This is a genomic window from Desulfitobacterium sp. (genome assembly GCF_982384815.1).
Window position 1 is genome coordinate 17262 of record NZ_CEVWNY010000016.1, and the last position, 22123, is coordinate 39384.

The following is a 22123-nucleotide window of genomic DNA, read 5'->3' on the forward strand; positions in this document are numbered from 1 at the left end:
GAATGTCAAAAGAGGATATCCAAAAGGCCTTTGAGGTAATGATGAAAGATCCGAGATTCGTATCCTTAATTAAAGAAGCCGGTTTAGAAGTAAATGAGAAGCTGTCAGATGAGGAACTGGATAAGGTAGCAGGTGGGCTTAATGGCGATAGGTTAAGTAAATTAGGCATAGAAAGTCGTGAAGCATTTGGCGAACCGAGTCAGGAATTGTTAGATAGGTTTAACGAGTTAATGAATGCCAGATATGCCGTCAGTGCTATAAAAGATGAGAATGAATCATTAAGAAAGGTAATAACCGATGTTCAGGATATGCTAGCTAAGATCAATGAAGCACAAAGCAAAGCTGCAAGGTCTATTCCCTTCAGTTAAAGCTAACAGGGATGCCGGACTTGTTGTAAAAATGGAGGTAAGGGTAAGTGGTCATGGCCAAGGTCGTGAAAGTGCCGGTGGTGATGCAGATGGAAGCTTTAGAATGCGGAGCTGCTTCCCTTTGCATGGTGCTGGCTTACTATGGAAAATGGCTCCCCTTGGAGCAGGTGCGTTCCGACTGTGGTGTGTCCAGAGACGGCAGCAGTGCCAAGAATGTGGTGAAAGCAGCGAGAATGTACGGCTTGAAAGCTGAAGGGTACCGCATGGAGCCTATAGCTCTGCGCAATATGACTTTTCCCGCCATCATCCACTGGAACTTCAATCATTTTGTGGTTCTAAACGGGTTTAAAAAGGATAAAGCCGTTTTGAATGACCCTGCAAGAGGAACAGTTGAGGTTACCTTAGAGGAATTTGACAAAAGTTTCACAGGAGTTGTCTTGGGCTTTGAAAAGACCGATAGCTTTGTTCCGGAAGGTAAGCCCAAAAGCGTTTGGGACTTTGCCAAAAAACGCCTCGAGGGAACGAGGGCCGCATTTATTTTTGTTATTTTAACAGGAATTTTAACGGCAGGGATTGGCCTGATCACACCTTTATACTCGCGCTTGTTTATGGATAATATCCTAGGCGGCAAAAATCCGGAATGGCTGATGCCTTTTTTGGGTGCGATGCTTCTTACCTTAGTCCTACAATTTGTGGTGGGGGCAGTCCAAGGCGTGTATTGGCTGAAGATCGAGGGTAAATTGGCTATTGCTGCTAATGCTTCTTTTACGTGGCATGTTCTGCACCTGCCGATGGAGTTTTTTTCCCAGCGATTTGTTGGGGATATTGCCTCTCGACAGGGGAGTAATGAACGCATCGCCTCGACCCTGATTGGTCAATTGGCTCCCATATTTTTAAATACTATTCTTTTAGTACTCTATCTGCTGATCATGGTCAGTTATAGTATTTCCTTATCCTTGATTGGGATAGGTACAGCACTTCTCAATATACTGGTTATGCGGAGTATTTCTCATAAGCGGGTCAATCTAAGCCGCGTTATGGAACGGGATGGTGGAAAGTTATCTGGGGTAACCATGTCCGGCTTTGAGATGATCGAAACCATTAAGGCTTCTGGAGCAGAAAATGGGTTTTTTGAACGTTGGGCCGGCTATTTCGCCAAACAGAGCAATGCTCAAATCACATTTACCAAGTCCAGTCAAATCTATAGCATTCTGCCCAATCTTCTACAGCAGGTGGCAAATATTACGGTATTAATGATGGGGGTCTATTTAATCTTGGATGGAGTATTTACCATTGGGATGTTGATGGCCTTCCAGGGTTTTTTATCCTCATTTTTGGCACCGGTCAACCAATTGGTCGGGGTGGGACAGTCTTTTATCGAGATGCGCTCTCAGATGGAACGGGTGGAAGATGTGATGAACTATCCCCCGGATGTTTGCCAAACTTCACAGGTCAACTGCAGTAATTTCTGGGAACGTCAAGCCAAATTATCCGGACACATCGAGATCAAGAATATTACCTTTGGTTATAACAGGCTATCCCCCCCTTTGTTGGAGGATTTTTCACTCATATTAAAGCCGGGAGCCAGTGTGGCCTTTGTCGGCGGATCAGGTAGTGGAAAATCCACTTTAGCCAAACTTATATCCGGACTCTACAAGCCCTGGTCAGGGGAAATACGTTTTGCAGGATGCTTAGGCCAGGAAATTGATCGGGAAATCTTTACAAGTTCCTTAGCGGTGGTGGATCAGGATATTGTACTTTTTGAAGATACCATTCGCAATAACATCACTTTATGGGACTCCTCTATCGAGGAGGAAACTTTGGTGCAAGCCTGTAAAGATGCCCAGATCCATGAGGATATTATGCAGCGTGAGGGCGGCTACGCCCATGTCATCAAGGAAGGGGGCAAGAATTTCTCCGGCGGTCAGAGACAACGTTTTGAGATAGCCAGAGCGTTAGCTTTGAAGCCTACGATTATGATCTTGGATGAAGCAACCAGTGCCCTAGATGCTAAGACAGAGCAAGTCATTATGGATACGATCAAAGGTCGAGGAATCAGTCTGATCATCATCGCTCATAGGTTCTCTACCATTCGCGATTGTGAGGAAATTATTGTCTTGGATAAGGGGAAAGCAGTGGAACGCGGACGACATGAGGAGCTTATGGAGCTTAGTGGCAAATACGCTGCTCTGATCAGTAATTAGCAGGGGGTAACCTTATGGACTTTGAAGAACAACTGCAGAAACGTCTAGCCAATGATCAGGCGGTATTGGAAAGTGCCTTTAGTGATTTAGCTTCTATCATTGGAAAAACCGCAGGAATTCCCCGAGAGAATACTGTCAACGATTTAGGTGTCCTTAGGGAAATATTTTCTGTTTTGAAAGTAAACTTACCGGATATGCCAGTGGAATTAGAGGATGTAAATGCTTGTTTGGAATATAGCTTAAGGTCCACGGGTGTAATGCGACGAAGGGTGGAATTGAGCGGTAAGTGGTGGAAAGACACCACCGGCCCTTTGCTGGGGAGCACGAAGGAAGGGGAGCTAGTTGCTCTTTTGCCAGCCTACCCCGGTGGGTATAAATATTTCGATTCCCTGCAAGGAAAGCAAGTCCGAATCAATGAAAAAACAGTAGGTCGACTCAATTCAGAGGCCTTTTGTTTTTATCGCTCTTTTCCTGCCAAGAAGCTTACGATCAAAGAATTAATCAAGTTTTTCCTGAATTCCCTTGACCTTTTAGATATAGCTTTAGTTCTAGGTGCTAGTTTATTGGTTAGTCTTTTGGGGCTTTTTACTCCGTATATGAATAAACAGATTTTTGATAGTGTCATACCCAGCGGTACTAAAAGTGATATATTTCCGGTAGTTGCTCTATTAATCGGTGCGGCTTTTGGCTCTACTCTTTTTGGCATAACCCGCAGTCTTGTTCTGATGCGGCTTCGTGACAAAATTAATTTGTCTGTCCAAAGTGCTGCTATGGCTAGAATCTTTTCCTTGCCGATTGGCTTTTTTAAAGAGTTTTCAGCAGGAGAATTGAGTACCCGTGCCATGAGCATCAATCAGCTAACTGCGTTGCTTTCCGATAGTGTTTTGACTACAGGACTTTCTGCGGTTTTTTCCTTTGTCTATATATTGCAAATGGCAAGTTTTGCTCCGAGCTTGGTTATGCCGGGATTGTTCATTATTCTAAGTATGCTGATCTTTTCGCTGCTTACGACTATCTTGCAACAAAGGCTTACTCGCAAGCGGATGAAACTGGCGGCTACTTTAAGTGGTTTGGTGTTTGGCTTATTCAATGGGGTACAGAAGGTAAAGTTAGCCGGTGCCGAGAAACGAGCCTTTGCCAAATGGGCTGGGGCCTATAAGGAAACGGGCAGGCTCACCTTTTCCCCGCCCCTCTTTTTGAGGCTTAATGCAGCTATCGCCGGTGCTCTAAGTTTGGGTGGGACTCTGGTGCTTTATTATTTTGCCGGTATGAACAAAATTGCTCCTGCTGATTATATTGCCTTTAGCAGTGCCTACGGTGCCGTCAGTGGAGCGATTCTAGCTTTGGCTGGTGTAGCCTTGAGCTTTGCCAATATCAAGCCTCTTTTAGAGATGGTTAAACCTATATTTGAAGAGATACCGGAAATTGATGAGACCAAGAAAGCTGTCTCGACACTCTCTGGGAGGATCGAGATATCCAATGCAACCTTTCGTTATAACCCGGAGGGACCGACCGTTCTCGAAAATTTGAGCCTAAAGGTGAGTCCTGGCGAGTATATCGGTATTGTGGGTCGCAGCGGCTGCGGTAAATCAACCCTTCTGCGCTTACTTCTGGGTTTTGAAAAACCGGAGACAGGGGCAGTTTATTATGACGGGCTTGATCTGAATACCTTGGATGTTCGCTCGGTAAGACAATGTTTGGGTGTAGCTATGCAAAACGGTAAGCTCTTTGCCGGGGATATTTTCGCCAATATCATTGTTACTGCACCTTGGAGTACCTTGGAGGATGCTTGGCTGGCGGCTCGGATGGCCGGGGTAGAAGAAGATATTAAAGCCATGCCCATGGGTATGCATACCCTGATCGGGGAGGGCAGTGGTGGAATCTCGGGAGGGCAGCGTCAGCGAATCCTGATTGCTCGTGCCTTGATTGCTAAACCGAATATCCTTTTTTTTGATGAGGCCACCAGTGCCTTGGACAATATTACCCAGAAGCATGTAGCAGACAGCTTGGATCAACTGGGCTGTACTCGCCTTGTCATTGCCCATCGGCTATCCACAGTAAAAAATTGCGACCGGATCATTGTGATGGATAGGGGTAAAATTGTCGAAGAAGGAAACTACGAGGAATTGATGGCCAACAAAGGGCTGTTTTATGAATTTGCCCAAAGACAAGTTAGTTAGAATTAGCCCCAAATTTTTAAGAAACGGATGTTTAGGAAAAGGAAGAGCTGGGGGAGAAGCTATGAGAAAGTCGCTGATGGGATTCCTAATATTCATATTGATTTTCGGTTTAATCGGGTGTAGATCCCAAGAAGTCAGCAATGAAAGGGAAATATATATTCCCATTCTGGCGGATGCGGCTTGGTTAAATGCTGATGGATCTTTCCTCCATGGAGTTCAACTGGCTGTGGAGGAAGTCAACAGCGAATATTCTGGCCAAGGTTATCAGACAACCACTGAAGTTATCGACGACCAGGCACTATATGAAAAGGGCGTGGAGATGGCCTCCATACTGGCAAGTAATCCCCGGGTGACTGCTGTCCTCAACCTGCAGAATTTTGATGTTTCCAAAACTACCGCTGATATTCTTTCCGGAAGTGGCGAATTGGTTCTTTTTCCCTATGGTGCTTACGATAGCCTGTTCAATAAGGATAATCCCCTGGTTTTTAGCGGCGTCCCCTCCTTTGCTGACCTGGGAAAAGCCATGGCTGATTATGCCGTGGCAAAAGGGTACCAACGGATCGCTGTATATCACAACGGTGCTCAATCCCAGGAAGAGTTGGTGAGCTCTTTAGAGCTGACCTTGCTCAATAGTTCGGCGAAGATTGTAGATTATGTGCCCTCCATTGCATCGGTCAATGATTTTGACCGGATTTATAGCCGTTGGCAGGCTTTAGATGTAGACTGTGTGGTCATTGCCCAATATGGATTGGAGCGTGCTTTTGAAGTCCTTGACCTGATTCGCAGTCGGGATCAAGAACTGCCGGTGATCGGGGAGCCGATCTTTAACCGGGCTAATGCTCTAGCTGTAAATAAAGAGATTGCCGAGGGGATGGTGGTTCCTTCAACCTTAGTCCTTGAGGATAGCGAGAAGCTCAAATCTTTTCAAAAACGTTACAGGGAAAGATTCGGTCAGGAGGCCGATATCTGGGCGGTCCAAGGTTATGACATGCTTAGGCTCGTGGTGGATAACGCAGTCAGGCTGGACACCAACGATCCGGCTAAGATTGCTGCTGCCCTTCGTGAAGAAAAAGGTTATCAAGGCGTCGGTCGCTACATGGCTTTTACTGAAGGGGGAGCATTAGTTGTCGATGTCGGTCAACTACCTATATTAGTTTGTAAGGACGGCAGCTTTCGTTAAAGGAATCATAAAGGGAGATGGTAGGATTGAAAAATAACAAAAAGACATTGCTTCCTGTTTTGGTAGTGACTGGGGTATTGATACTTGCTGTGACCATTTTTCTTTTCGTCAGATCAAATCAAGTGATGGCTCAGAAAAGTGATTTTAGCAAGCTCTCCTGGGCAGAGGCCTTTGTTCAATTACATGATAGAATGACGAAAGAATACGCCTTTACGGAGTGGAAGGGGATTGAATGGCAAAGACTGTATGATGATTATCTGGGAAAAATCGAAACTGCCCAGGCCAAAAATGATTTTCCAGAGTATTATATAACCCTTCGCAGTTATCTCCATGAGATACCAGATGGACATGTGGGTATGAACAATCTTAAAGAAATTGATGACCAATATATCGGTGGAGGGTTTGGGATCGCTGTCACTAAAGTAGAGGATGGCAGAATTATTATCTCCTGGGTTGACGAAGCCAGTTCAGCATGGGCGGCGGGGATACGTCCGGGTGCAGAAATGGTTGAATGGGATGGTCGGTCTGCCTCAGATGCCGTGGCGGCTGTTTCCCCGATCCTTGGCAGTAATTCTGCCACAGAAGAGAATCTGGTAAGTAAAAAGCTGCAATATCTTGTTCGTGCTCCTATAGGTAAGTCGATTAGCATAAAGTTTTTAAGCCAAGACAAGGAAAAAGCTCAATCTGCAGAAATTATTTCCTATGAGGATCAGGGTAGGTCACTAAAAAAGACTTATCCCGATTCAGTTGTCTCAGATAGGTTGAGAGATGAGATCTTAGGGATAGAGAATCTCGAACCGATGCCTGAAGCTATGGTAGAGACAAAAACATTGGCTGGAAATTTAACCTATATCAAAGTATGGGGGGAATTTGATGCGGATTTGCAGCAGTCCGGGAAAACACCATCAACCTTAGAATTATTCCGTACTGCCGTCCAAGAGGCCATAGATCAAGAATCCCCAGGGCTAATTCTTGATCTTCGCAATAATCTAGGCGGATTAGATGACATGGCGGCTGATATTTTGGGCTCTTTCTATGGGGAGAAAACTTTTTACGAATATCAGAATGTCTATAATCAAAACACCGGAGAACGTCAAATTGTGCAGGCAGAGCCCAAGAAAGATAACTCCCTTGCCTTGTTTATTAATCCTGCGGAGCAGTGTTTTAAGGGTAGGGTCATTGCCTTAATAAATCCCAAATGTGTCAGTTCCGGGGAAGGAATAGCGATGGGGGTTGAGAAGCTGCCAAATGGTGAAACCTTAGGCTTTATGGGAACAAATGGCTCTTTTGGCTTATCCGGTTCGGAAGCACTGATGCCCGGTGAAATTACTGTCCGGTGGCCGGCTGGCCAATCCTTAAATGAAAATAAAGAAATCCAATTGGATAGTCGCGGGGGAGTTGGTGGGGTAGCACCATCGATAAAAATACCGATGACAATGGAGAATGCCCTGCGGATCGCGAAGGGCGAAGATGTGGAGTTAGAGGAAGCAGCACGGATATTAAGTTTAGATCCGCAGTCAGACCAAGCCCTTAAATATACCTTGTATATCGGTCTCAATGACAAGGATACCTATAAGCAACTTATCCCTTATGAGGAAGCTGAACAAAAAGTCAGGGATATCGCTTTTAAGTATGTAGATGGTTTCACGGTCCTTTCCGGCAAGGGTGCTTATAAGGATGATGACGGGGTAGTGACCTACGAAAACAGCCTTGTTCTGGAGTTTACAGGAGCTACAGAAGAACAAATGGATAAGATTATGGACGAAGTTCTTGAAGAATTGAATCAAAACTCCGTTCTCATGGAGAAACAGATGGTACAATATGAGCTTTATGAAGGACAGGGAACAAAAAGATGACGAAGCTGGAAGCCAATATTGTTTTATTTTCAATTACCTTGTGCTGGGCTTCTTCCTATATTTTTATCAAGAACATACCGTTAGACGTCTCGCCCTTTGCTTATCTTACCCTAACCACTGGAATAGCTAGTTTAATACTGGCAGTTGTTTTTTGGGGCAAACTTAAGAAATTCGATAAAGAGACTCTTAGACGAAGTTTTGTGGTGGCGGCAATTATTTGCGGCAACCTTCTGCTCGAACGGTTAGGCATTTCTCGAGTTCAGGCTTCCACAGCTAGTTTCGTGGCTTCTTTAAACATTGTCTTTGTGCCCCTTTTGCTCCTTTTTTTCAAGAAGAAGCCCAGCCCCAATAATGTGGCAGGTATTGTTTTGATCCTTATCGGTTTAGTATTTACCAGTGGCATTAAAACGGCGGGATTTATCAATATCGGTGTCACTGCTATGGTGGGAGCCTGTCTTTTCATGGCGGTCTATATTCTTACTGTGGATAGGTTCACTAAAAAATCTGACCCTTTGCTATTAGGAATTGGGCAGATGTTTTTTACGGCCTTAATTGGCTTTATCCTTTGGTTCCTTGAAGAACCGAAAACCTTTTGGTCAATTAGCTATAGTAATGAGCTTTTGGCCAATATTTTTATCTTGGCTTTCTTCGCCAAAGCCTACGCCTACATAATGCTAATGTATTCGCAAAAATATGCCTCCCCCATATCGGTGACCATTATGTCTTCTACAGAGCCCGTAGTAACCATGGTGCTAGCTTTATTGATTCCCAACTCCTATGGTCAGACAGAGCTCCTAACCTCGGGGAAGTTGATTGGGGCGGCATTTATTGTGGCCGGAGCCATATGTGCCGGTACGAATTTTCTTAGTAGACTTTTATGCAGCTCGGGCTTTACCGCCGAGGGATGAAATAGTATTGGGTTTTCTTTAGGTAACTCTTTAGGGAGGCTTAGAATGAAAGAGTTGATTTCACCGTTTCAAAATAGGCATAAGCTAAAGATAATGATCGTCTGTGTCCTCGTTTTTATTGGGATGGCTGTTCCCTTCAAAGTCATGGTACTTATTGAGGGCTTTACGGAAGTCAGACCGGTTAATGCCGTGCCGATCGTTGTTGGTCTCCTTTTTGGACCAGCGGGGGCATGGGGGTGTGCCTTTGGCAACTTGTTTGCCGATTTCTTTGGTACTTTTTCCAAAGCTTCTATATTGGGATTTGTGGGCAATTTCCTCGCGGCTTATTTACCATATAAGTTTTGGTATCTATCTAAGCGCAGTGAAGCCCCTAATGCTAAGAGCCTGAAGAACATCCTCAAGTATATAGCCATTGCCACAATTGGAGCCGCTGCCACAGCCATTTTGATTGCCAGCGGGCTTGATGTAGTTTTTAACAACTGGATGCCCCAGGTGTTTTGGATAATATTTTTCAACGATCTTGGTTTTTCGCTCTTTCTCGGTCTACCCGTATTGATTGTGCTGACATCGGAGGATAGCCGAGTACGAATCATCCTGCCGGAACCTTGTCAACAAGGTCATAATGGAGAAAAAAGGCTTACTTATTTTAAATATGCCCTATGCCTGACTCTTGTGGTCAGCGAAGGGGTGCTCTTATCCATGATAGGATCGGGTATGCAAATGACCGAATCTACTTTGATGGCTATAACCGGTGGAATTTTCTTAACTGCACTGGTTGGTGTGACAACAACTCCGTCCCCTTGAAACGCCCTTGACACGTTTCCTCCGTTAGCTAAAATAATATATATGCAATGTGTCCGAATATTTATAATAGTCTGGAATATTTGGGCTCTATATTGATATGGAGGAATTAAGGTGCAGCTATTATTTCTAATGATTGAGCATATCGGGTTAATTGTAGCAATTGCTTTCATTCTGACCCGGGCTCCAGCTTTTCGCAAGTTAATGGATAATAAACTTGAAAAGAGCACCATTGCTAAATTGATAATTCTTTTTGGCCTGTTTGGGATTATGGGTACATATACAGGAATTGCAATCAAACCATCGGATGCTGGAAGTATGCTGTGGATGCCTAGAGTTGAGCAAATTAATGTTGATGAAGCCTTGGCAAATTCCCGAGTAGTAGGTGTGGCGGTTGGAGGATTATTAGGAGGTCCTTGGGTAGGATTGGGAGCGGGCTTAATTGCGGGAATTCACCGGATGTTTTTAGGCGGTTTTACAGGTCTGGCTTGTGGTATCTCCACTATCATTGAGGGGATTATCGCCGGATTATTCTATAAGCGCTTGGGGCAAGGACGAATTATTTCCATACGCAATGCTTTTTTAACAGGGATTCTAATTGAATCCATACAAATGATAATTATTTTACTTTTGGCTAAACCTTTTTCTAGTGCCTTAGCATTAGTAAAAATCATCGGCATTCCGATGATTTTAGCGAATAGTATTGGAATTGCCGTCTTTATTGCCATTATTAGCAGTGTGGTGCAAGGGGAGGATCGAATCGAGGCAAATCAAGCCCAAAAGGTCCTGCTTATTGCAGACAAAATGTTAGTACATCTCCGTAAGGGATTGACCCACGATTCCGCAAAAGAAATCTCAAAGCTATTGCTTAAAACTACTGGCGTTTCTGCAGTATCGATCACGAATCGTGAACAAATTCTCTCCCATGTGGGTTTAGGAGATGACCATCATCTTCCGGGGCATCAAATTCTTACTGAAGCTACAAAAAAAGTTTTACGGACTGGGGAATTCTATGTGCCGAAAACTTTGCAGGAAATTGATTGTCCTCATCAGGGATGTCCATTAACCGTGGCAATTATCGTTCCTTTAAAAAAGTCAGAGGAAGTGATTGGAGCCCTTAAATTTTATTTTCTTAATTCTAAACATATTAAACCAGTGGATGAGGAATTAGCCCAGGGTTTGGGAAGGTTATTATCTCATCAAATAGAGGTAGTGGAAGCCCAAAAACAAGCAAAATTAGTACGGGAAGCAGAAGTAAAGGCTCTACAAGCTCAAGTCAACCCTCATTTTCTCTTTAATTCTTTAAACACTATAGTAGCCCTGATTCGGACCCAACCGGATATGGCCCGAAAATTGCTTGTTCAGTTAGGTAATTTTTTTCGACAAAACTTAAATTCCTACACGAATTCTTTGGTTAACCTTCAACAAGAGCTTGACCATACCCAAGCATACCTTAATATTGAGCAGGCAAGATTTGCTGAGAAACTAAATGTAGAAATAAATATTGATGATGGAATTGAGGGGGTATTTTTACCACCCCTTACCCTCCAACCCCTTGTTGAGAATGGAATAAAACATGGGCATAAGGAATTAAATAGAAGTGGCGAGATTAAAATAAATATCTCCCAAGAGGATAGAGCTGTTAGAATCGCAGTTTGGGATAATGGAGTGGGGATTCCGGCAAGTCGGCTTAGTGAACTATTACACCGGCGTGTTGAATCTCAGGAAGGGACCGGGTTAGGTCTATATAATGTGAATCAGAGGCTAATCTATAATTTTGGCGAAGAATCACGGCTGCACATTGAGAGTACACCGGCAAAGGGCACTGAAGTCTGGTTTAAGCTTCAGAGGCAAGGAGGGAACAAATTATGATCAAAGCCTTAATTGCTGATGACGAGCCCTTAGCACGTGATGAATTGATTTTTCTTCTAAAGCAATGTAAGGACATTGAGATTGTGGGCGAAGCCGCCAGTGGAGAAGAAGTTTTGGCACAGATTCAGGAAGTACAGCCGGATGTTGTTTTCTTGGATATTCATATGCCTAATCTAGATGGACTTAGTGTGGCTAGTAAATTGTTAGAGCATAATCCAAAACAAATTATTGTTTTTGCCACTGCTTATGATCAACATGCAATTAAGGCATTTGAAGTAAACGCGATCGATTATTTGTTAAAGCCCTTTGATGAGGAGCGAGTTTGTAAGACTGTTGAGCGAGTTAAAGAAAGAATAGACGATCCGAACCATGATATGGTAACCAAACTTATTTATAAAATGTTTGGTGGGAAAATAGTGTCCGCCGCTGACAAAATTTCTAAACTAGCTGTACAGTGTGAGGACAGGGTTATTCTAATTGATCCACATAAAATAATCTATGTTTATCGTGAGAATCGTGAGGTTTTTATAAAAACGGCCAATAAGGTATACATAACGAAATACTCGTTAAATACCTTGGAGGAAAAGTTGGGAGATTATTCGTTTTTTCGAACGCACCGCAGTTACTTAGTAAATCTTAACTATGCCCAAGAATTGGTTCCATGGTTCAATGGGGCCTATACCCTGATTATGAGTGACGAAGCACGGTCCCAAATACCAATAAGTCGTATTTATGTAAAACAGCTGAGGGATTGCTTAAGTTTGTAATAGTTTTTAAGTACAGAATATTCACGCTTTAGACAGCAAAATAAACATCTTAAACAAGATCATGACAATCTCAACTTATACTTTGCTAGACTATGGCTAAAAAGTAAGAGAAAGGAGATTTGTTATGGTCACATTTTTGCTCTCTTTTGTTGCACTTATTTTAGGGTACATGTTCTATGGCAAGTTTGTAGAAAAGGCGTTTGGAGTGGATGAAAATCGGGAAACGCCTGCCTACACCATGACTGACGGGGTGGATTATGTCCCCATGGAAACTCGGAAAGGAGGCTTAATTCAACTCCTCAATATCGCCGGATTAGGACCGATTTTTGGCGCCGTTTCAGGTGCTTTATGGGGTCCGGTAGCATTTCTGTGGATTGTCTTTGGGGGAATTTTCGCAGGTGCCGTTCACGATTATTTTAGCGGTATGCTCTCAATTAGAAATGGCGGTGCTCAGGTTCCCGAAATTGTTGGTCGTTATCTGGGAACGGGGATGAAGCAATTTGTTAATGTCTTTTCGTTATTGTTATTGGTTTTAGTGGGTACGGTTTTTGTAGCCGGTCCTGCGGGTCTAATCATTACCCTCACCCCTTCCTGGGTTACTTTAGGGATGGTTACTGGTTTAATCTTCTGTTACTATATTCTTGCTACACTTCTACCCATTGATAAGATCATTGGTAAAGTTTATCCGTTTTTTGGAGCACTGCTTCTGATTATGGCAGTAGGCATAGGTGCAAGTCTGATTATTAATGGTTATCCTATCCCTGAGTTAACGCTCAGCAACCTCCATCCCAAAGGGTTACCCATCTGGCCCTTGCTTTTTATCACGATTGCTTGTGGAGCGATAAGTGGATTCCATGCTACTCAGTCGCCTTTGATTGCGCGTACCCTTAAGAATGAGAAACATGGCCGTAGTGTATTTTACGGGATGATGATTGCAGAGTCGGCAATTGCTTTGATTTGGGCCGCAGCAGCCATGTCGGTGTTTAACGGAACGGAAGGGCTGCAAAATGCCTTGACGACAGGCGGTGGTCCGGCAGGGGTTGTACGTGCTGTTTCCATGACGATGTTAGGAGCCGTTGGTGGAACATTTGCGATCCTAGGTGTCGTGGTCTTGCCCATTACTTCCGGAGATACGGCTTTTCGTGGTGCTCGCTTACTTATTGCTGATTTCTTTAAAATGAGCCAAAAAGGATTTTCCAAACGCTTAATCATTGCTGTTCCGCTTTTTGTCGTTGCCTTCGGGCTGTCCTTAATCGATTTTAACTTCCTCTGGCGCTATTTTGCCTGGGCTAATCAGACAACTGCAATGATTATCCTTTGGTCAGCGGCGGTGTTCTTAGTTCTCGAACAGCGTAACCATTGGGTAGCCACTGTCCCTGCAGTGTTTATGACCGCGGTTTCGTTTACTTATATCTTGCAAGCCCCTGAGGGATTTGGTTTATCCACAAGTATTTCCTATCCGGTAGGGTTGGTTATTACGTTAGGAATTACTTTACTATTTGCCAATCGGGTTAAAAAGGAAAGGAAATTGCTAAATTCTGCTCATACGAATAACAAGTCGATCTAATGTTCAGATACAGATAGAGAAGGCTAAGTGACTTACTCTTCAAACTAAAGTCAATAGTTTTGGGGGAAAAGGAAATACAAAAACGCTGGGGCGTTGCCGGAATCATAGTTCTGGAGCAATGCCTCAGCGTTTTAAGCTATTTTATTTAATTCGTTTACTGACAAACCGCTCCATGCGGGTTAAGGCTTCCTGGATTTGCTCAGTGGAATAGGCATAGGAACAGCGGATATACCCTTCACCAGAAGGGCCGAAGGCATTGCCGGGAACCACGGCTACCTTTTCTTCACGCAGTAGTTCTTCGGCAAATTCCTCTGAAGTCAGACCCGTCGCCGCAATACTGGGGAAGGTATAGAAGGCACCAAGGGGCTCAAAGCAGGATAAACCCATTTTGCGGAAACCATGAACCATTAAACGGCGACGGCGGTCATAGGTTCCGACCATGTCTTGCATGGCTTGTTCGGCGGAGCGAACAGCCTCCAAAGCAGCTACTTGGGCAGTGATGGAAGCACAGAGCATGGTGTACTGGTGGATACGGGTCATAGCTTGAATAAGGTCATGATGACCTGCGGCATAGCCGATCCGCCAGCCGGTCATGGCATAAGATTTGGAAAAACCATTGATAAGTAAAGTGCGGTTTCTCATATTAGGCAAACTGGCAAAGGCTACGTGGTTACCGCTATAGGTCAGGTCAGAATAGATCTCATCAGAAATGACAATCAAATCATGATCCTGAACAAATTTAGCAATGGGTAGATAGTCTTCCCAGGTCATAATCGCTCCGGTGGGGTTATTGGGATAGGAGAGAACCAAAAGCTTAGTGTTGGGGGTATAGGCTCGCTCTAAATCCTCTACTCTTAATCGAAAATCTTCATCGGCACGGGTAGGTACATAATGAACCTCTGCACCAGCTAAAGTGGCACAGGGTCCGTAGGAAACATAGGAGGGGTCAGGAAGCAATATTGCATCCCCTGGACTAAGTAGTGCTCGCATGGCTAAATCCACAGCTTCACTGGCACCGACAGTTATGAGAATTTCCCCGTTAGGATTGTATTCCAAGCCAAACTTTTTTTCCATTCGCCAAGAAAGGGCCTGACGTAGCTCCAAGATTCCGGAGTTACTGGTATACATAGTCTGACCTTGCTCGAGGGAGAAAATGCCGCTTTCTCTCACTGTCCACGGAGTTACGAAATCAGGTTCGCCTACGCCGAGGGAGATTACATTTTTCATAGTAGAGACTAGGTCAAAGAACTTGCGAATACCTGAAGGAGGTAAATTCGCCGCGACAGGTGAAAGATACTGATTCACGGTGAAATCACCAGCCTTTCAGGAGCATCATCCTCGCCAAGGAGTTCTACGCCATTTTGTTTATAACGGCGCAAGATAAAGTGAGTGGTGGTATCTGTTACATGCTCTAAGGGAGCAAGCTTTTCAGCCACAAATAATGCCACTTCCTGCATGGTTTTTCCTTCAATCAGAAGAGAGAGGTCATAACCCCCGGACATAAGATAAACAGCCTTGATCTCAGGAAACTTTTGGAGACGACGGGCAATTTTATCGAAGCCATAACCTCTTTGGGGGAGGACCTTGACATCAATCAGCGCGGTAACGATAGGTTCGTCGGTTCGCTCCCAATTAATAAGAGGGCAATATTGCGCAATTATCTTCTCATTTTCCCACTGCTTAATCCGCTCTTCGATAAATTCTACCGATAGTCCTGTCTGAATAGAAAGTTCTTCGGGGGACAAGCGAAAGTCTGTAGCGATCAGTTCGAGAAGCTTTCTTTCATCGTTTGTGAGCATGAATAGGCTCCTTCCTTCAAGTTTTCATCCATCATATCACAAGATTCTGTAATATAACAAGATAAAAATTAGTGAATTGGTCTATATGAGACGGTAAAATATGCTCTTAAATATTTAGCACATAGGATTATAATATCACGAATGGACCTCCATGTTAATGTCCACTTGCATAACCCTACCTCTCATAAAAGGCCTAAAAAGTGTACTACTTCAAATAGTAGAATCCTCTATGTCTAAACACTAAAAATGGCCAAATTATCTAGTATTCTTAACAATAGGGAAACAGAACCTTGTTTTGAATAATTTTAAGGGATAATCTTGGGCATTTTTAAGATTTAGGTTATAATAGAGTGATTGATTTGTACACATTGTGAAAGGATATGTAGAATAATGGCACATCTTAATATCGTTATGGTTGAACCAGAAATTCCACCTAATACCGGAAATGTAGCAAGGCTTTGTGCTGCCACAGGGGCAACCTTGCATTTGGTCAAGCCTCTAGGTTTTGAAATCAACGATAAGCATTTAAAACGCGCTGGTTTAGATTATTGGCATCTACTTGATATACGAATCTATGAAAACTATACGGAGTTTGAGGAAAAAAATCCTGTAGGTCCTCGATACTTGGCTACTACAAAGGCCAAACGCTTTCATACGGAAATTCAATACGAACAAGGTGGGTATTTCCTTTTTGGGAAAGAGACCAAGGGGCTAGCTCCGGAGATTTTAGCTCGCTATCCTGAGACCACTATTCGTCTGCCCATGCGTGAAGATGCTCGCTCTTTAAATCTCTCCAATTCCGTAGCTGTAGTAGTGTATGAAGCTTTGCGTCAATGGGGAAATCCAGGGCTTATCTAAGTGTCTTCAGACTAAAGCAAATCATACTGAACGCAGTGAAGTATCTTACCCAATAGCAACAGGTAGCCCCTAATATATGCTGGAGGAAAAGAAATGACTTTTGTTTGGACTTTTGCCATAGCCTTAATCGTTGCAATCGTTACTACTCCATTATCCATGAAATTGGGACGACGCTGGGGAGCAATCGATTACCCAGGAGGGCGGCGCATTCATAAAACTCCGATACCACGCATTGGCGGGATAGCTATCTACGCAGCTTTCTGGATTGCTGTGTTTTTAACCGTTTCTTTAACTGGGAAATGGGAGCAAGAAATTTGGGGATTGTTTTTGGGTAGTACCGTCATTGTAATAGTTGGAGTTATAGATGATATATATAACCTGCGCCCTCTAGTCAAGCTCATATGGCAGATTGTTGCTGCTGGCCTACTGCTTTTTTTTGGCTTTTCCATGAGTCAGATTTCGCTCCCGATCGTAGGTGTGCTTGATTTTGTGGCTATGGGCTTTGGCTGGCTTGGCTTAGCCTTAGCTGTTTTTTGGGTGGTGGGGCTAGTCAACACAGTGAATATTTCTGATGGCCTAGATGGTTTAGCAGCTGGGATATGCTTTGAAGCAGCCCTTCTCCTTTGTTGGTCTGCACTCCGTATTAATCAGGTGGCCGAAGCCCACCTTACCTTGGCCTTGGCTGGGGCAGCTTTAGGATTTTTAGTTTTTAATTTTCATCCTGCCCGGGTATTTATGGGTGATTCGGGGAGTATGTTTTTGGGGTACATTATAGGTGGTATCTCCATTATGGGATTATTAAAGACAGCAACGGTTCTAGGGCTGATATTTCCATTACTTGTCTTGGGTATGCCTCTCACAGATCTAACTTTTGCCATTATTCGCAGAAAAATAAGAGGCCATTCCATTGCCACTGCCGATCGGGGGCATCTACACCATCGATTGTTGGATGCAGGGCTTAGTCAGCGTCAGGCAGTACTTTTGCTTTATGGCATGAGTGGCTGCTTTGGCATCGCTGCTGTTTTAGGGGCCTTGGGTTCTTGGATCTGGGCAGTTGTCCTTTTAATTGCGGATTTTGCCTTATTAATTATTATTTTGCTGCGTCGTGCCACATTACTCACCGCTATGAGCAGGAAACATAGTAAGTAATTGATGAAATTCTTTTGGCATTAGGAGATGATAGAAATGGAAATTCGTTTTCATGGGCACTCTTGTTTTGAAATTATAGGTGAGGAAGGTAGAATTCTCATTGACCCTTTTCTCACCGGCAATCCTTCCGCCGATGTAGGGCCTGGGGATTTTACTCGGCTAGATGCCATTTTAGTTTCTCACGGACATGCGGATCACCTAGGTGATGCCATCGAGCTTTCCCAAAAAACCGGGGCTCCCATTATCTGCGTGTTTGAGTTGGCTCGCTTATGTGACAAATATGGCGCTAAAACCCATGCTATGCATATCGGCGGCAAACATATTTTCAATTTTGGTACCGTACGTTTGGTCCAAGCCTTACATGGTTCAGTATTTGAGCCAAAGGGAGAAGAAGATGCCTATACTTATGCCGGTCTTGCCTGTGGTTTTTTAATTCAAATGGATAATAAGTGGATTTATTTTGCCGGGGATACAGGTCTGTTCGGGGATATGGAGCTCATCGGGCGCAGGCATCCGCTGGAAGTTGCATTGCTACCTATTGGGGATAATTATACGATGGGTCAAGAGGAGGCTATTTATGCTACGACCCTTTTACGACCAAAGCGGGTTATTCCCATGCATTATAACACCTTCCCCATAATCACTCAGAATCCGGAAGAATTCATCGATCTTCTGAATCGTAAATGTCCGGCCAGTAAGGGGGAAATTCTTACTCCTGGGCAATCCCTTATTATATAATTTAAACCAGCAAAGCCTATTTTTAATTGTCCGGTGGTGCTGCACGGATTTTAAAACTACTACCTGTCCCTAGGGCAGGTATTTTTTATTGTTCTTCAGGGGAAACTTTACCTGAGGAGTTGATTCACATGACCAGAAAACCTTGTGTAGCCAACTGTTCCTACTATGTTGAGGGACGTTGTCGCTTAAAACAACAACCTATCGAAAGAAAGTCTTTTTGTCCTTACTTCGATGGGCAAGGTATGAGCAGGGGGATGATTTAGTGAAAGGGAAAAATATTAAGCTCAAGAGGACTGATCCGCTAGAAGCTTTAAAAATGGAAATAGCTGCTGAACTTGGGCTGATTGATCAAGTTAGGGTAAAGGGATGGCACTCTCTATCTGCTAAGGAAGCAGGAAAAATCGGCGGGTTAATGACGCAAAGAATGAGGACTAAGGAACATAAAAAGGAAGACAAGTAACATTCAATTAAACTTAAATAATATATAACAGCAAGAATTTTTGAAAATTATTTTCAAAATCTTAAAGGGAAAATAACCTTTGCTTTGTCGCTTGTGGTATAATTGAGTCTGAAATCGCTTTAAAAAGTAGGGAGCGTTAAAGATTGAGTCAGACTAAACATCAGCAAATTTTGAGTTTTATTGAGGGCCTTGCAGTTGGCAGCAAGGTATCTGTGCGCTTTATCGCCAAAGAGCTGGATGTCAGCGAAGGTACTGCTTACCGGGCTATTAAAGAGGCAGAAAATAAGGGCTATGTCCGTTCCATCCCAAAGGTGGGTACAATCCGCATTGAGGGAGCAAAAGAACGGCGTATAGAAGACCTAACCTTGCGAGAAGTGTCTCAAATTGTCGAAGGAATCGTTCTCTGTGGTTTTGAAAGCCTTGATTTGTCACCCAACAAATTTTTAATTGCTGCAATGGAATTAGATGCCATGGAGCGATATTTAGAGGAAAGTGCACTATGTATCGTGGGAAATCGCTATGATGCCCAAATGTTGGCCTTACAGAAGGGATCAGCGCTATTAATCACCGGTGGGTTAGAGCCTCAAGATGAGATAATCCAGCTGGCTAAGGAAAAACATTTGGCGATTATTCAATCACCTTATGATACTTTTGCCGTAACCACCATGATTAACCGTGCTCTTTATGATCGCTTGATTGAAAAAGAACTGATCTTGGTTGAAGATATCATGGTCAAGGAGGTCAATTATTTAACTACCGGTTCCACTGTCGGAGATTGGCATGAACTATCCCAGAGGACAACCCATAGCCGTTTCCCTGTAGTGGATGAGAATATGATAGTAGTGGGAATGATCACTGCTATTGATGTTGCCGGTGCAGAGACAAGTACCCTTGTGACTGAAGTTATGAATGCTAATCCCTACGTTGTGGGGCGGGAGGATTCCGTTACTCACATTTCCCGGATTATGCTCTGGGAAGGTTGGGAGATTGCAGCGGTAGTTGATCAAGGAGTGTTGATCGGCATTATTAGTCTCCAGGATGTTCTGGAAGCCTATCAGCAGATTCAGAAACAACCACAATTTGGGGAGACTGTCGACAATTTGATCTTAAGCGGTTTTCGCTATGTGGAGGATCCGGAGTTTCTGACCATCGAGGGTGAGATTACCCGGTTTATGATTAACGAGTTTGGTTCTGCAAGTGCCGGGGTTTTGGTTACCTTAATGAACATGGCCGGTTATATTGCTTTGCGTAAGCAGTATCGTTTAGATGCCATTACCGAGAACTTTACCTTTTATCAGTTGCAGCCAATCCCTGTCGGTACAGAAATACGCATTACAGTAAAATTATTACTGGTAGCAAAAAAACACAGCAATATTGAAATTGATGTATACTCCAATAATCAGCTTTTAGCCAAAGCACTGATGACCGCTAGAATGGGCGATAAAAAAGTCTCCTAGGGACTCCCAAAAAAATCAAGGGCCGTTTGTTTAGGAACTATGAGTTCTTAAGCAGCGGCCTTTCTTTATTAAAGGCCATCTATCAGAGTCCAGGTTTTCCCTACAATCTGCCCTGCTTACACCTCCATATTAATTTTATTATCTGTAAAGAAGAAAGAGATTTATACAATAGCTATAGACTCTTGAAGGCAATAAGCCTTAAAATAAGGTGGGATACTTTTGGATGAGAGGAGGATGGCTAACAATGGCATTTGTTCATTTGCATGTCCATACCGAATATAGTTTGCTGGATGGAGCAGCCCGCATTGAAAAGTTGGTACAAAAAGCCGCAGAACTTGGTATGCCGGCCTTGGCAATTACTGATCATGGGGTAATGTATGGAGTGATTGATTTTTATAAAGCCTGTAAAAAGGCGGGGATCAAACCCATAATTGGCTGTGAAGTCTATGTAGCACCCCACCGGCGGACGGAACGGGTGCCGGGTCGTGATGATAATAACCGCCATCTTGTTTTACTGGCCGAAAATGAAATAGGATATAAGAATCTCATCAAACTGGTTTCTATGGGCCATGTAGATGGGTTTTACTATAAGCCCCGGGTGGACAAGGATATCCTAAGGAAACATAGTGAAGGACTGATTGCCTTAAGTGCCTGCTTAGCCGGGGAAGTCTCAGAGTATCTCATGAATAATCAATTAGAAATGGCTGTTCAGAGTGCCTTGGAATATGAGGAGATCTTCGGCAAAGGGAATTTCTTTCTCGAAGTGCAAAATCATGGGCTTGAGGAGCAGCAACGTGTTAATACCGGTATGTTTCAGGTTTCTAAGCGGACAGGAATTCCTTTGGTAGCCACCAATGATGTCCACTATATTAACCGTGAGGATGCTTTTATCCAGGACGTGTTGATCTGCATTCAGACTGGGAAGAACCTTACAGACTCTACGCGGATGAGTTTTTCCAGTGAGGAATTCTTCTTAAAATCTGAAGGGGAAATGAATCTTCTCTTTGGGGAACATCCGGAAATACTAGAAAACACTGCGAAGATCGCTCAGCGTTGTCAGGTGGATTTTAAGTTTGGTGATCATTATTTACCAGTATTTGAGGTACCGGAAGGATATACTTTAGATACTTACCTAAGAAAGCAGTGCTTTGAGGCCTTCCCACGTTTTTATCCGAATCAGACTACAGAGGAAAAGGAACGGCTGGAATACGAGTTGGGAGTAATCGCCCAAACGGGATTCTCCGGTTATTTCCTCATTGTCGCTGACTTTTGTCAGTATGCCCGTAACAACGGAGTTGCGGTGGGCCCGGGGCGGGGTTCTGCAGCTGCCAGTATGGTAGCTTATCTAATGGGGATCACCACCGTTGAACCTATGAAGCATGAATTGCTTTTTGAACGTTTTCTGAATCCGGAGCGGATAAGCATGCCGGATATTGATATCGACTTTGACCCGGATGGTCGGGAACGGGTAATTAGTTATGTGACCGAAAAATACGGGGCGGACAAAGTCTGCCAAATTATTACCTTTGGTACCATGGGAGCTAAAGCAGCTATTCGCGATGTAGGGCGAGTTCTGGGGATTCCCTTAGCCAGAGTGGATAAAGTAGCCAAAGCTATCCCCAGTGACTTAGGTATGACCCTGGAAAAAGCTCTGACCTTATCCCCCGACTTGGTTAAACTTACCGAAGAAGATGGGGAGACTAAGAAGCTCTACGAAATCGCCCGGGCAATTGAGGGTATGCCTCGACATGCCTCTACTCATGCGGCAGGTGTGGTAATCGCCAAGGACTCTCTTGATACTTACCTGCCCTTACAGAGGACTTCTGATGGTGCCTTTACCATGACCCAATTCCCCATGAAGACTGTGGAGGAGATCGGACTCCTTAAAATGGACTTCCTAGGACTGCGTAACTTGACCATCATTCAGGAGGCCTTGCAGCGCATTCAAGAAAACTGTGG

19 protein-coding genes are annotated in these 22123 nt (G+C 43.8%); 17 read left to right on the forward strand and 2 right to left on the reverse strand.

Features of this window, described 5'->3' with window-relative positions; all coding sequences use genetic code 11:
- Positions 1-2: 2 nt before the first annotated feature.
- From AC1U9U_RS04570 to AC1U9U_RS04615, 10 genes are all read left to right on the forward strand, one after another.
- On the forward strand, positions 3-368 hold the full coding sequence (locus AC1U9U_RS04570; RefSeq protein WP_479959365.1) for a hypothetical protein: 366 nt from the start codon (positions 3-5) through the stop codon (positions 366-368).
- 53 nt (positions 369-421) lie between these two features.
- Positions 422-2572: an NHLP family bacteriocin export ABC transporter peptidase/permease/ATPase subunit gene (locus AC1U9U_RS04575; RefSeq protein WP_479959366.1), complete on the forward strand. Its 2151-nt coding sequence runs from the start codon at positions 422-424 to the stop codon at positions 2570-2572.
- Positions 2573-2586: 14 nt separating this feature from the next.
- A complete protein-coding gene (locus AC1U9U_RS04580; RefSeq protein WP_479959367.1) occupies positions 2587-4752 on the forward strand; it encodes an NHLP bacteriocin export ABC transporter permease/ATPase subunit in 2166 nt (721 codons plus the stop codon).
- A 61-nt stretch (positions 4753-4813) separates the two neighbouring features.
- Entirely contained in the window at positions 4814-5932 is a 1119-nt protein-coding gene (locus AC1U9U_RS04585; protein ID WP_479959368.1) for an ABC transporter substrate-binding protein, read from the forward strand.
- A gap of 26 nt (positions 5933-5958) precedes the next feature.
- The gene (locus tag AC1U9U_RS04590) at positions 5959-7788 is read left to right on the forward strand and encodes a DUF3574 domain-containing protein (protein WP_479959369.1); all 1830 of its coding nucleotides are present in this window, start codon (positions 5959-5961) and stop codon (positions 7786-7788) included.
- Entirely contained in the window at positions 7785-8696 is a 912-nt protein-coding gene (locus AC1U9U_RS04595; RefSeq protein ID WP_479959370.1) for a DMT family transporter, read from the forward strand. Before AC1U9U_RS04590 ends, AC1U9U_RS04595 begins: the two co-directional genes overlap by 4 nt.
- A 45-nt stretch (positions 8697-8741) precedes the next feature.
- Complete coding sequence (locus tag AC1U9U_RS04600) at positions 8742-9500, forward strand: QueT transporter family protein (RefSeq protein WP_479959371.1); 759 nt, start codon at positions 8742-8744, stop codon at positions 9498-9500.
- Positions 9501-9611: 111 nt separating this feature from the next.
- The gene (locus AC1U9U_RS04605) at positions 9612-11369 is read left to right on the forward strand and encodes a LytS/YhcK type 5TM receptor domain-containing protein (RefSeq protein ID WP_479959372.1); all 1758 of its coding nucleotides are present in this window, start codon (positions 9612-9614) and stop codon (positions 11367-11369) included.
- Positions 11366-12136: a LytR/AlgR family response regulator transcription factor gene (locus AC1U9U_RS04610; protein ID WP_479959373.1), complete on the forward strand. Its 771-nt coding sequence runs from the start codon at positions 11366-11368 to the stop codon at positions 12134-12136. Before AC1U9U_RS04605 ends, AC1U9U_RS04610 begins: the two co-directional genes overlap by 4 nt.
- A 124-nt stretch (positions 12137-12260) precedes the next feature.
- Positions 12261-13703, forward strand: coding sequence for a carbon starvation CstA family protein (locus tag AC1U9U_RS04615; RefSeq protein ID WP_479959374.1), 1443 nt, complete (start codon positions 12261-12263; stop codon positions 13701-13703).
- Between the two features lie 141 nt (positions 13704-13844).
- On the opposite strand, the gene AC1U9U_RS04620 is transcribed toward AC1U9U_RS04615, so the two are convergent.
- Together AC1U9U_RS04620 and AC1U9U_RS04625 are read right to left on the reverse strand one after the other, a co-directional pair.
- Positions 13845-15008, reverse strand: a complete 1164-nt coding sequence (locus tag AC1U9U_RS04620; RefSeq protein ID WP_479959375.1) for an aminotransferase class I/II-fold pyridoxal phosphate-dependent enzyme — start codon at positions 15006-15008, stop codon at positions 13845-13847.
- A complete protein-coding gene (locus AC1U9U_RS04625) occupies positions 15005-15502 on the reverse strand; it encodes an Lrp/AsnC family transcriptional regulator (RefSeq protein WP_479959376.1) in 498 nt (165 codons plus the stop codon). Before AC1U9U_RS04625 ends, AC1U9U_RS04620 begins: the two co-directional genes overlap by 4 nt.
- 390 nt (positions 15503-15892) lie before the next feature.
- On the opposite strand from AC1U9U_RS04625, the gene AC1U9U_RS04630 reads away from it, so the two are divergent.
- The 7 genes from AC1U9U_RS04630 to dnaE all read left to right on the forward strand — a co-directional run.
- Positions 15893-16360, forward strand: a complete 468-nt coding sequence (locus tag AC1U9U_RS04630; protein ID WP_479959377.1) for a tRNA (cytidine(34)-2'-O)-methyltransferase — start codon at positions 15893-15895, stop codon at positions 16358-16360.
- Between the two features lie 93 nt (positions 16361-16453).
- The gene (locus AC1U9U_RS04635; protein WP_479959378.1) at positions 16454-17509 is read left to right on the forward strand and encodes a glycosyltransferase family 4 protein; all 1056 of its coding nucleotides are present in this window, start codon (positions 16454-16456) and stop codon (positions 17507-17509) included.
- 36 nt (positions 17510-17545) lie between these two features.
- Entirely contained in the window at positions 17546-18247 is a 702-nt protein-coding gene (locus AC1U9U_RS04640) for a metal-dependent hydrolase (protein WP_479959379.1), read from the forward strand.
- A 128-nt stretch (positions 18248-18375) separates the two neighbouring features.
- Positions 18376-18510 (forward strand): cleavage protein, encoded by a 135-nt coding sequence (locus tag AC1U9U_RS04645; RefSeq protein WP_479959380.1) that lies wholly within the window; start codon positions 18376-18378, stop codon positions 18508-18510.
- Entirely contained in the window at positions 18510-18707 is a 198-nt protein-coding gene (locus AC1U9U_RS04650) for an alpha/beta-type small acid-soluble spore protein (RefSeq protein WP_479959381.1), read from the forward strand. Before AC1U9U_RS04645 ends, AC1U9U_RS04650 begins: the two co-directional genes overlap by 1 nt.
- Positions 18708-18850: 143 nt before the next feature.
- The gene (locus AC1U9U_RS04655; RefSeq protein ID WP_479959382.1) at positions 18851-20164 is read left to right on the forward strand and encodes a DRTGG domain-containing protein; all 1314 of its coding nucleotides are present in this window, start codon (positions 18851-18853) and stop codon (positions 20162-20164) included.
- A 244-nt stretch (positions 20165-20408) separates the two neighbouring features.
- Positions 20409-22123: DNA polymerase III subunit alpha (dnaE, locus tag AC1U9U_RS04660; RefSeq protein ID WP_479959383.1), on the forward strand; the 1715-nt coding region annotated here is incomplete at its 3' end.